Consider the following 11,328-nt stretch of genomic DNA (forward strand, 5'->3'; position numbering starts at 1 on the left):
GACACCGTCAACCGACGCCGTCGCCGGCCATCCGACCGGCGATGATGAGGGGATGACGTTGAGGATCGACATCGGCGGCCTGCCGTCCGGGCGGCTGCGGTTCGCCGCCTCCCCGCTGGCCGAGCTGACGGCGATGCTGCACGTGCTGGCGGAACCCGGGCACCACCCGCAGCTCGCCGGCTGGGCCGGGGACGTCTGGGCCGGGCTGCGGCCGGAGCTGGCCGAGCGGCTCAGGGAGGCGGAGTTCCTCTGGCGTTCCTCACGAGCCGACTTCCTGGTGCCCGCTCGTCCCCGGCCGACCCTCGCCGAGGAACTGGACGACGTGGACCGGATCGACGACGAAACCTACGTGACCGCCGCGCTCGTCACCACGTGCGGCAGCAACCGGGTCCACTTCGCCGCGCCGTCGCCGCTCGCCGACGCGACGGCGCGCGAGCGGGCCCTGGACCTGGCCCAGGCCCGCGGCGCGCTCCAGGAGGCCTTCGCGGAACGGCTGCTCGCCGACCCTGCCGCCGTGCGGGCACGGGTGCGCCACACCCTCGAACAGTGCGCCGAGGCCTTCTTCGACGCCGCCTGGACGGGCGTGGCCGCACCGCTCGCCGCCGACCTGCGCCTGAAGAACGACCTGCTGAAACGCAAGGGCATCGGGGCGGCGCTCGCGTCTGTCTCCGGCGCCGTCACCCTGTCGCCGGACGGCGACAGCATCGTCGTGGACAAGCTGCAGGACAAGGCGACCACCGCCACCGGGGTCACCTTCCTGCCCAGCGTCTTCGGCCGCCCGCACCTGGTGACGGTCCACGCGCCCGGGTGGCAGCCGGTGGTGCAGTACCCCGTGGCCGAGGCGAGCCCATCGAAGCCGGTGTCGCTGGAAACCGTCACGCTCCGGCTGGAGGCCCTCGCCCATCCGGTACGGCTGCGCCTGCTGCGCACCCTCGCCCGCGGCCCGCACACCACCGGTGAGCTGGCCCACGCCTGGGAACTTTCACCCCCGGAGGTGTCCCGCCATCTGGCTGTCCTGCGCCGCGCGGGCCTGCTCACCGCCCGGCGGCACGGTCGGTACGTCCGCTACACCGTCAATCTCCCCGACCTGACGGCGCTGGGCGCCGACCTGCTGACGGCCGTACTGCGCTGAGCAGGCTCGGCACACGTGCCGTGGCTCGGGGAACGGCTCGATGCGCCTCTGAAACCCGTGCGATCGCAGGTCAGGGGCGCGTTCGGGCAGCCTCGCGCGACCTGGTGGGACGTCCGGCGGGATTGGCGCGACCCAGCGGGTGAGTGACAATGGGTGGGTGATCACCTTCGCGTGGATTCTGCTCGTCCTGGCCTCGCTCAACGCCGCGCTGGGCGTCCACAGCGTGATCATCGACCGGGCGCCGTCCTGGGCCTTCTGGCTGAACAGGCGGCGCCACAGTCGTCTCGGCGGCTGGGGCAATCTCCTGATGGCCGCGTTCGTGGCCCTGCTGGTGATCGTCCAGAACGCCGAAATGCCGTACGGGGTGGAGATCTCGTTGATCGCGGTACAGTTCATGGCCGCCATGGGCGCGACCGTCCTGTGGGTTGTCGAAGCGGGCCGTCAGCGCGCGTAGCCGTTCAAGAGCCCGGCGGGTACGGCGGGCCGAGGCTCCATACCCGCACCCCGCCGTCGTCCCCCGCCGACACCGCCACCCGCCGATCGTCCAGCACCCCGATCGCCACCGCCTCGATCAGCCCCCGGTGGCCGAGGAACGGCGCGCCGATCGGCGCCCCGGTGGCCAGGTCCCACACCCGTACGGTCTCGTCCCTGTACCCGCCGGACACCACCACGGCGCGGCCGTCGTCCAGTTCGCCCGCCGCCAGCCCCAGGGCCCAGCTCCGGTGACCGGTGAACGGCCGGCCGATCGGCGCCCCGGTCACCAGGTCCCAGACGCGTACCGAGTGGTCGCCGTCGCCGCCGCCGGAGATCGCCACCTGGCGGTCGCCGAGCCGTCCCACCGTCATCGACTCCACGGGCCCGCTGTGGCCTGCCGCGCGTTCGGCCACCTTCGCGCCGGTGGCCAGGTCGGAGATGAGGATCCTGCCGTCGTAGCCGCCGGAGGCCACGACGGACTCTCCTGCCGCGACGGCCAGCACCCAGGCCGGATGGCCTTCGATGGGTCCGCCTATGGGTGCGCCGCCGGTCAGGTCCCACCGGCGTACCGTGTGATCCTGACCGCCCGAGACGGCCACGGGACGGCCGTCCAGCAGGCCGACGGACACCGACTCGACCGAGCCCCGGTGGCCCGCGAAAGGTTCGTGGATCGGTGCGCCGGTCGCCAGGTCCCACAGGCGTACCGTGCCGTCGAGGCCGCCGGATACCACGACGGGGGCGTCGCGCAGCAGGCCCGTCGCCACCGACCAGATCGGTCCTTCATGGCCCTGCAGAGGCGCGCCCACGGGGGCGCCGGTGGCCAGGTCCGCCACGGCGATGGTCCCGTCGTAGCCGCCGCTGACCACGACCGGGCGGCCGTTCACCTGGCTCAGCGCGAGCGACAGCATCCACTTCTGGCGGCCCGTGACCGGCCGGCGGACCAGGCTGCCGAACGGCAGGCCCGGGGTGGTGGAGAACAGGCCGTAGACCGCGGGTACCGCGGCGACCAGGACGCCCGCCGCCAGCACCCGCATCATGCGGCGGCGGCCCACGGCCACGCGCGGAGCCGCCAGCGGGCGCTCATGCGTCAGGGCGGTCAGGAGGTCGGCGACCGCGGGCCGGGAGGCGGGGTCCTTGGCCAGGCAGGCGGTCAGCAGCGGGCGCAGACGGCCGGGTACGCCGGTGAGGTCGGGCTCGCGGGTCATGATCGCGTTGAGGATCGCACCGGGGGTCGAGCCGGGGAAGGCCCGGTGTCCGGAGGCGGCGTACACCATGGTCGCGGCCCAGGCGAACACGTCCGAGGCCACACTGGCGACGGCGCCGCCGAGTAACTCGGGGGACATGTACGCGGGCGTGCCCACCAGGCCGGAGGCGGTGGTGGAGTGTTCGAGTGCGCGGGCGATGCCGAAGTCGATGACCACCGGCCCCTCCAGGCCCATGATCACGTTGCCGGGTTTGAAGTCCCGGTGCACGACGCCGGCCCGGTGGATCGCCTGCAGCGCCATCAGGGTGGTGATCGCCAGCCGGTCCAGGCCGCCGCCGGTGCGCGGCCCGTCCCGCTTCACGAGCCGCTCCAGGGACGGGCCCTGGACGTACTCACTGACCAGGTACGGTCGCCCGCCCGCGATCCCCGCGTCCAGCACGCGCGCGGTGCAGAAGGCGGCCACGCGGCGGGCGATCTCGGTCTCGCGCAGGAAGCGCTCCTGGGCCTGGTCGTCGCCGGCCATGCGGGCGTGCAGCGTCTTGACGGCCACCGGGCGCCCCAGCGGGGTCCGGCTCAGGTAGACCACCCCCTGGCCGCCGCTGCCCAGGACGCCGGTCAGCGGGTAGTCCGCGATCCGGAGCGGATCGCCTTCGGCCAGCGGGTGCGGTTCGGACGTGAAGTTTCCCTCTCCCGGCCCCACAGGCGAACGGTACAAGCCGCCGGGAGAGAGGGGAAGGCGCATCCGTCAGGCGGCGTCGAGGGCTTCGGTGATCTTGCGCGCCATCTCGGTCATGGTGGGGCCGGGCTCGCCCTGGTGGCTCCGGGCGGCGGCCTCGACGGCGACGACGACGGTGCGGCGGAAGTTGTCCGCCTCGGCCGGGTCCTGCTGCTTGAGCAGGTTCACGGCCGTGGTCAGGGCCGGTAGCACCTGGTCGGCGAGTTCGGCGACGGACTTGCCGTACTTCACGCCCTTGGGCGCCTTGGTGATCACGTGGCCGACCGGGCCGGTCGCCGAGGTCAGGGCGAGCGAGCCGTGGGTGGCGGCCTTGTGGGCCGAGACGGCCGCGCCCGCGGCGGACATCAGGGAGACGGCGCCCCAGGCGGCGAGGCGGAGGGTGAGCGTGTCCTGGTCGGTGAGGGTGATGGACATGGTGGGTGCTCCTTCGAGTCTGTCGCCGGGTCTCGCTGACCCGTTCATGAGCCCAACCTTCGCCGAGCGTCCTGATCCCGGGCCGTCGCCGTCCTGATACGGCGGCTGACACGGCACCGCCGCCGATGGTTTCCTGCCGGGGGCGGACGGCATGATGTGCTCATGAGTGAGACGTTGACCTTGCCCGGCGCGGTGGACGCCGCCGCTCTGCTGTCCCTGTCCGATGAGCACCACGCCCGCGCCGTCCGCGCGCTCGGCGTCCGTGCGGCCGGCGGTCACCTGGTGAAGGTGTACGCGCTGGAGAAGCCGGGCCGGAGCGCCATCGACACGCAGACCGGCCTGGACCTCGCCGGCGGGCACCTCGCGCTTGGCGCCCTGCGCGGTTCCCTGGGGTTGTCGGTGCTGATCCTGCATGCCGGAGGCGACGGCGACTACGTCATCATCCATACCTGGATCGAGGGCCACATGTCCGACCTCGCGATCTTCGTCGGCCCCGCGGGCGACCCCGCCGGGCTGCGGCCGGGCCGGGCGGGGCTGGCGCCGTGCGTGTGGGAGGCCGCGATCCTGGCGCACGAGCGGGAGGCGTTCGTGCGCCACGTGCTCGACGGTGACGGGCCGATCGGGCGACGGGTGTCCGCGTGGAGCGCCGACGTGATCTCCGGGGAGGTCCGTTGAATGCTCGTGTACGGCCGGCCGTACCCGCCGACCTGCCCCGCGTCGCCGAGCTGGCCACCGAGCACACCGCCTACGAGAAGGCCCCGCCACCCCCGCCCGACCTGGCCGGGCGGCTGTCGGCCCTGCTGTTCGGCGCCGCGGTTCCCCGGCTGCGCTGCCTGGTGGCCGAGACGCCGTCCGGCGAGGTGGTCGGCTACGCCACCTGCGCGGCCGAGGTGTCCACGTGGGCCGGGTCGGAGTACCTGCACATGGACTGCCTGTTCCTGAACGAGGCCAGCCGGGGCCACGGCCTCGGGCGGCTGCTCATGGCGGCGGTGGTGGAGCTGGCGCGGGAGCTGGGCCTGCCGTATGTGCAGTGGCAGACGCCGGTCTGGAACGAGGGCGCCATCCGCTTCTACGATCGCCTGGGCGCCCGCTCGCTGGAGAAACGCCGCTACACCCTGGACGTCTGAGCCGTGTCGAACTGGCGATTACTCAAGATCGTGCTCAGGACGCAACCCTCCGCGCTGATCCCTTACTGGCTGTTCAGCATTCCCTGGCTGTTGTGGACGTGCGTCGCCGTGGGTGTGGGCGGGTGCTGGTTCTTTCTGTGGCTCGGCGGAGCCGGGGTCTGGCCGTGGACGTTGCTCTTCGCGGTGACCATGGGGCTCTGCGCGTGCGTCGCCGGCGTCAGGAGCTACTCCTGGCAGAACCCGCGGCTGTCGCTGCGGAGGCAGCCGCGGCTGGCCGCCGTGGTGAAGGACGCGGCCCGGACGGCCGGGTTCCGCCGCATACCCCAGATCCGGATCAGCGCCTTCGTGTGGACCGGCGTCGCCAGGAACTGGCACGGCAAGCCCCGGTTGCGGATCGGGCTGCCGCTGCTCCTGCAGTTGCCCGAGGACGAACTGCGCGCCCTGCTGATCATCGAGCTGACCCGGCTCAAGAACGGCACGTACCGCAAGCACCTGCTCATGGATCTGTACGGGGACGAACTCCTGAAGCCGACCCCGTGGCAGGCGGAGATCGTCGCGGCCGTCCGGGAGATCCGCCGGGCCGACTGGCTGGCCGGGGCCGAACTGGCCGGGCAGGAGCCGGTCGCCGCGGTGCTGCGGCGGTTTCTGGTGAGCATCTGGGCCTTCGACTGGTTCATGGCCCATGCCCCGGGCACACCCGGCGACGTCTACGAGGCCTTTTCCTGGAAGCTCCGCCACGACCGGCTGGCCGGGCGGATCGGGCCCAACGTCTGGTACTGGATGCGCGCCAACTCGGCGTGCGCCGAGGGCCGCGCCATGGACGACCTGGGCTGGAGCGACGGGCCCGCCCCGGAACCGGCGGACGATCCCGTCGTGACCGAGGTGCCGCGGCGGTTCGTCGACCGCCTCCTCGCGGGGATCAGCCGCGGGACCGGCGCGACCCCGCACCTCGCCGGCCTCGGCCGGGACCAATGGCTTGCCAACGCGAACGAGCTTCGCCGGACGGTGATCGAGGCGGCTGGCACGTTGCTCGGCAGGGACGCCGACGACGACGATGTGATCGCGCTGGTCCGCGAGGGCAAGGCGGCGGACCTGCGGTGGTGGCACACGCAGTTTCCGTGCCCTCACCCCAACCGCGACGTCTGCACGCTGCTCCCGATTCTTCAGGTGAAAGCCTTGAAGCTGGGATATGTCGCGAAGCATCCCTATCGGCAGCGGGAGCTGGCCGGGCCGGACGGCCATCTGATAGACGTCGTGGAGCTCGCACGCGACGGAGGACACATGCGCGACCCCGACGAGGACGCCCGGCGGCTGGCGGCCGAATCCCTGGCCGGCGGCGACGCCACCGGCTGGTTCGAGAGGCTCTACGCCGAGGCCGCCTCCGGCGCGGCCGTCGTGCCCTGGGACTCCGGCACCCCGCACCCGCTGCTCGTCGAGTGGTCGCAAGGGTCGCAGGGGGACGGACGGCGGGCCATGGTGGTCGGGTGCGGGCTCGGAGACGACGCCGAGTACGTGGCCGGGCTCGGCTACGCCACGACCGCCTTCGACGTCTCCGAATCGGCCGTCAAGGGCGCCAGGGTCCGCTTCCCCGAGTCGGCCGTCGATTATTCCGCTGCTGACCTGCTGGATCTGCCGGGGGAGTGGCGCGGGGCGTTCGACCTGGTCGTGGAGATCATGACGGTGCAGGCGCTGCCCGAGGACCTGCACCCGCCGGCCATCGCCGCCGTGCGGGAACTGGTGGCGCCGGGCGGCACGCTGCTGGTCATCGCCTCGGCCAGGGACGAGGGCGGGCCCGTGTACGCGCCGCCGTGGCCGCTGACCCCGGCAGAGGTCGCGGCCTTCGGCGAGGGCGGGTTCGCCGCCGCGATCGAGGAGATCGGAGACGGGGAACGCCGCCGCTGGCGCGCCGCCTTCCGCCGGGGCTGAGCCGTACCGGAGAAAGGGGGGTCAGAGGACGCCGCAGCCGTCGCCGAGGCTCTTTGTGGGGTCTAGTGAGGTGGTTTTGCGGGGTTTCGGGGTGCTGGAGCCGGATGGCGTGGCGCTCGCGGCGGCGGCCGGGCGGCGCTCCGCCGAGTCGCGGATGGCCTTGGTGGAGATCTGGCGGATCTTGTCCCAGTCGGGGTAGCCGGTGCTGATCAGCGGCGGGACGAACTGGATGCTGGACACCTTCGCGTTCTTGACCTTCAGGGCCAGCGGCACCAGGTGGGCGAGCATGTTGCGGGGGATGTCGGTCCTGATGAGTTCCTTGGTGGCCAGCGCGATCTTGTTGAACCGGGTCAGGACCGTCGCCGGGTCGGACTGGTCGAGCAGGGCGGCGATGACGCAGCGCTGGCGGCGCATCCGGGTGTAGTCGTCGGAGTAGGTGCGCGAGCGGGCGTACCACATGGCGTCGCCGCCGTTGAGCTTGCGCGTGCCCGCCTTGACCAGGCCCTCGTTGTACTTGCCGAACACGACGTCCTTCTCCACGCTGATCGTCACGCCGCCGATGGCGTCGATCAGCTTGGCGAAGCCCCACATGTTGACCAGGGCGTACCAGTCGACCTTGACGCCTAGGGTGTGGCCGATCGTGTCCATGAGGACCTTGGCGCCCTGGTGGGTGCGGCCGCCGAAGATCTCCGGGTGCGCGTCGGCGTACTCCCAGACGCTGTTGAGCAGGTCGCTGCGGCCGCCGCCGGGGTCGGCGGGCAGGCGGAAGCCGTTCGGGAAACGCTCGGCCATCGGCGTGCCGGGACGGAAGCGCACGTTCTCCAGGTTGCGCGGCAGGCTCATCAGCACGGTGTTGCCGGAGGCGACGTCGATGCTGGCGAGGTTCATGCTGTCGGTGCGCACGCCGGTCCTGTGGGTGTCGGCGTCGCCGCCGAGCAGCAGGATGTTGACGCGTTCGCGTCCCGCCCACGGGTCGACCGGGCGGCCCTGCTGTTGCGGCCGGTCCGCCTGGGGCTCGTCGGGGGCGAAGATGTTGCCGATCGTGCTGTGGATGGTCCAGACGGTCTGGGCGGCGTAGGCGAAGGGCGTGATGACCGCCACCGCGAGCAGCCCGGCGAGCGTTCCGGTGAGGATCTGCGCGTTCTGCGGCAGCCGTCCGGGGCTGAGCACGATGAACGTGTGCACGACCAGCGCGAACCAGGCCAGCCCGAGCACGAGCGAGCCGATCGCGATCGTCCGCAGCCAGTTGACGGCCGTTCCGAACAGGTCGCCGTCGGCGGTCAGGGCGACGAGGAGCAGAGCGAGGAGCCCGGCCGCGTAACAGCCGAGCAACGCCAGGCCGGTCCTACGCCAGCCGGCCCGCAGATGGCCCGCCCCTGGCACGAGCGCCGACAACAAGGTCCATCCCAGGACCGCGCCGGTGCTCACCGGTACCTTGCTCCGTGACACACCCATCCCCGCTTCCCCGCGCAGTCCACCGTAGGCCGCTTTGGGGCGGCAGCATACGGATGGAATGCGAAATATGACGTTAGTGGAGAGTGAACATCAGTAACCGAATAAGATTCGGTCCATGGCATTCTCCGAGATCGACTACACCGTGACGGACGGTGTCGCCACCGTCACATTGAAGCGTCCCGAACGCCTGAACGCCTTCACCTTTACGATGCGCGGTGAGTTGATCGACGCTTTCGACAGGAGCGACGCCGACGACGAGGTACGCGCGGTCGTCGTCACCGGCGCCGGCCGGGCGTTCTGCGCCGGTGCCGACCTGTCCGGCGGGGGCAAGACCTTCGGCCACGGCAAAGGGGAACTGATCGACGGCTACCCGCGCGACGGCGGCGGCACGGTCGCGCTGCGCATCGCCGCGAGCCTCAAACCGGTCATCGCCGCCGTCAACGGCCCCGCCGTCGGCGTGGGCGCGACAATGACCCTCCCCATGGACGTATGTTGGTCCGCGTTTAGCGGACCAACATAGGCCGCGCATCGCGCGCCTACGGCTGGCCGCCGACACCGCCCGCTTCGGCTTCGTCTTCGCCCGCCGGGGCATCGTCACCGAGGCCGCGTCGAGTTGGTTCCTGCCGAGGATCGTCGGCATCGCCCAGGCCATGGAATGGTCGGCCACCGGCCGGATCTTCGACGCCGCCGAGGCGCTCGGCGGACGGCTCGTCTCCCGCCTCTACCCGGCCGCCGACCTCCTGCCCGCCGCCCACGCCCTGGCCCGCGAGATCGCCGGCAACACCTCGGCCGTCTCCGTCGCCGCCATCCGCAGGCTCATGTGGTCCGGCCTGTCGGCGGACAGTCCCTGGCAGGCGCACGCCGCCGACTCCCGCCTCATGGCCGAGCTGGGCGGCGCCCCCGACGCGGTCGAAGGCGTCACCGCGTTCCTGGAGAAGCGCCCCGCCGCCTTCCCGATGAAGGTGAGCACAGACCTGCCCGAGGGGCTGCCGGAATGGCCGTATCGTGATGAACATGTATGAGAGCACTGTCCTCCCGCTCCCGCCCGACGCCGAGGGCGAGGTCATCGCGACCCTTCTGACCAGGAGGGCGCAGGCCCCCACCGGCCGGGCCGTTCTCTACATCCACGGCTTCACCGACTACTTCTTCCAGGACCACCTCGCCGACCACTACCTGGCCCAGGGCGTCGACTTCTACGCCCTCGACCTGCGCAAGTACGGCCGGTCCCTGCTCCCGCACCAGACCCGCGGCCTGATCAGGAGCGTCACCGACTACTTCCCGGAGATCGACGAGTCGGTCCGCATCATCCGGCGCGACCACGACTCGCTCACGCTCAACGCCCACTCCACCGGCGGCCTGGTCGCCGCCCTGTGGGCCGACCGGGTACGCGGCCGCGGCCTCACCCAGGGGCTGGTGCTCAACAGCCCGTTCCTCGACCTCAACGTGCCGGCCCCGGTCCGCCTGGCCGCGGACCTCCTCAAGACCCCGCTGTCCTACTCCAACCGGGCGCTGCCCCTCGGTGTCAGCACCGCCTACGGCCAGAGCCTGCACCGCTCGTCCGGCGGCGAATGGGACTACGACCTGGAGCTCAAGCCGCTCGGCGGCTTCTCCGTGCACGCCTCCTGGCTGGCCGCCATCCGCCGCGCCCAGCGCCGCCTGCACAAGGGACTCGACGTCGACGTCCCGGTGCTGGTCCTGGCCGCGAGCAACGGGCTGCGCGTACGCGACTTCGTACCCGAGGCCCGCTCCGCCGACATCGTCCTGGACCCGCGGCAGATCGCCCGCTGGGCCACCGCGATCGGCCCCCACGTCACCTGCGTGCGCATCACCGACGGCATCCACGACCTGGTGCTGTCCGCCGAACCCGCCCGCAAGCAGGTCTTCGCCGAGATCGACCGCTGGAGCGCCGCCTTCATCAACTGAACGGGACGGCTACCAGGGGAAGGAGAACAGGCCGTAGTAGGCGGCGGCCACGAGCAGCAGCCCGGTCCCGCCGGCCACCCCGGCGATCGCCACGTGCTGCCAGCGGCTCGGCTGCCAGCCCTCGCGCAGCCCCGACACCACCGCGGCGACCGCGGTGACCTCCTGGATGAGCAGCAGCACGGCCAGCGCCCGCACCAGCAGCCACCCGGCCAGCACCGCGGGCCAGGCGCCCGCCTGGTTGATCGAGAACATCACCAGCAGCCCGATGAACCCGCCCACCGAGATCAGCAGCGCCAGGCCCGTCCAGGCCATACGGTGCAGGCGGCGCCGGATCGGGGGCCACAGCCTGGCGTTCGTCTCGGCCGTGGCGCGCTTGTGGCCGCGCAGCCGTACCACCATGGAGGCGACGGGACCGGCCACGTAGCCGACGGCGGCCAGGCAGATCGTCAGCCCCAGCATCGTCCCGCCCGCGTACCACGGCGCGGCGGGCACGTCGGCGGCCTCGAAGCGCTGCACGGGCGTCGCGCCCGCCATGTGCACCTGTGGCCGGGCGGTGTGCGGCAGGCCCTTGAGCCAGTTGGCCAGCGTCTCCAGATACCCCTTGGTGAACGGCCCGCCCGACATCCGCAGCGCGTGGTCGCCCTTGTCCATGAAGCGGATCGTGTACTGGTCGTTGCCCGACTCGGTCAGCGCCTTCGTCAGCGCCTGCGTGGACTCCACGAAAGGGATCGACGGGTCCGTCGTGCCGTACAGGGCCAGGACGGGCTGCTTGATCTGCCGCAGCGCGGGCATCGCGTCGTAGCGCAGGAAGTTGAATCCGACCCCGCCCATGGCCCTGGTCAGCAGGTCGCGGGGGGCCCCGCGGGGCCGCCGCCCGCGGCAAAGACCCGTAGCCCCCCCCGCCCCCCGCCCCCCCCCCGCGCCGGGGGGCGAGGGC

General features: G+C 72.1%; 12 protein-coding genes. 8 read left to right on the forward strand and 4 right to left on the reverse strand.

All coding sequences use genetic code 11. From position 1 onward, the window contains the following. Positions 1-1,132, forward strand: a 1,132-nt coding sequence (locus ACFWY5_RS57540; RefSeq protein WP_379640327.1) for a DUF5937 family protein, incomplete at its 5' end; no start/stop codon positions are given. A 157-nt stretch (positions 1,133-1,289) separates the two neighbouring features. Continuing rightward, positions 1,290-1,586: a hypothetical protein gene (locus ACFWY5_RS57545; RefSeq protein WP_379618938.1), complete on the forward strand. Its 297-nt coding sequence runs from the start codon at positions 1,290-1,292 to the stop codon at positions 1,584-1,586. Positions 1,587-1,590: 4 nt separating this feature from the next. Here the strand turns inward: ACFWY5_RS57545 and ACFWY5_RS57550 are convergent, their stop codons facing one another. Beyond that, complete coding sequence (locus ACFWY5_RS57550) at positions 1,591-3,510, reverse strand: serine/threonine-protein kinase (protein ID WP_379640328.1); 1,920 nt, start codon at positions 3,508-3,510, stop codon at positions 1,591-1,593. Between the two features lie 45 nt (positions 3,511-3,555). Continuing rightward, positions 3,556-3,960, reverse strand: coding sequence for a hypothetical protein (locus ACFWY5_RS57555; protein ID WP_379613542.1), 405 nt, complete (start codon positions 3,958-3,960; stop codon positions 3,556-3,558). A 162-nt stretch (positions 3,961-4,122) separates the two neighbouring features. Between ACFWY5_RS57555 and ACFWY5_RS57560 the strand changes: the two genes are divergently transcribed. From ACFWY5_RS57560 to ACFWY5_RS57570, 3 genes are read left to right on the forward strand one after another with little or no spacing between them, the layout of a single operon-like run. Then, positions 4,123-4,635 (forward strand): hypothetical protein, encoded by a 513-nt coding sequence (locus ACFWY5_RS57560; RefSeq protein WP_379613539.1) that lies wholly within the window; start codon positions 4,123-4,125, stop codon positions 4,633-4,635. Then, complete coding sequence (locus ACFWY5_RS57565) at positions 4,632-5,087, forward strand: GNAT family N-acetyltransferase (protein WP_379640330.1); 456 nt, start codon at positions 4,632-4,634, stop codon at positions 5,085-5,087. The genes ACFWY5_RS57560 and ACFWY5_RS57565 overlap by 4 nt, the downstream gene beginning before the upstream one ends. A 3-nt stretch (positions 5,088-5,090) precedes the next feature. Then, positions 5,091-7,013, forward strand: a complete 1,923-nt coding sequence (locus ACFWY5_RS57570; RefSeq protein WP_379640331.1) for a methyltransferase domain-containing protein — start codon at positions 5,091-5,093, stop codon at positions 7,011-7,013. Between the two features lie 21 nt (positions 7,014-7,034). Here the strand turns inward: ACFWY5_RS57570 and ACFWY5_RS57575 are convergent, their stop codons facing one another. Further along, positions 7,035-8,441 (reverse strand): LCP family protein, encoded by a 1,407-nt coding sequence (locus ACFWY5_RS57575; protein WP_379640332.1) that lies wholly within the window; start codon positions 8,439-8,441, stop codon positions 7,035-7,037. Positions 8,442-8,583: 142 nt separating this feature from the next. Between ACFWY5_RS57575 and ACFWY5_RS57580 the strand changes: the two genes are divergently transcribed. The 3 genes from ACFWY5_RS57580 to ACFWY5_RS57590 all read left to right on the forward strand — a co-directional run bounded on the left by ACFWY5_RS57580 (position 8,584) and on the right by ACFWY5_RS57590 (position 10,391). Continuing rightward, on the forward strand, positions 8,584-8,988 hold the full coding sequence (locus tag ACFWY5_RS57580; RefSeq protein ID WP_379640333.1) for an enoyl-CoA hydratase-related protein: 405 nt from the start codon (positions 8,584-8,586) through the stop codon (positions 8,986-8,988). 70 nt (positions 8,989-9,058) lie between these two features. Beyond that, positions 9,059-9,490 (forward strand): enoyl-CoA hydratase-related protein, encoded by a 432-nt coding sequence (locus ACFWY5_RS57585; RefSeq protein WP_379640335.1) that lies wholly within the window; start codon positions 9,059-9,061, stop codon positions 9,488-9,490. Then, complete coding sequence (locus ACFWY5_RS57590; protein ID WP_379613528.1) at positions 9,483-10,391, forward strand: alpha/beta hydrolase; 909 nt, start codon at positions 9,483-9,485, stop codon at positions 10,389-10,391. Before ACFWY5_RS57585 ends, ACFWY5_RS57590 begins: the two co-directional genes overlap by 8 nt. A gap of 9 nt (positions 10,392-10,400) precedes the next feature. Here the strand turns inward: ACFWY5_RS57590 and ACFWY5_RS57595 are convergent, their stop codons facing one another. Then, the gene (locus ACFWY5_RS57595; protein WP_379640334.1) at positions 10,401-11,222 is read right to left on the reverse strand and encodes a hypothetical protein; all 822 of its coding nucleotides are present in this window, start codon (positions 11,220-11,222) and stop codon (positions 10,401-10,403) included. Positions 11,223-11,328 lie beyond the last annotated feature (106 nt).

The sequence above is a fragment of the Nonomuraea sp. NPDC059007 genome (assembly GCF_042740555.1).
Classification (GTDB): domain Bacteria; phylum Actinomycetota; class Actinomycetes; order Streptosporangiales; family Streptosporangiaceae; genus Nonomuraea.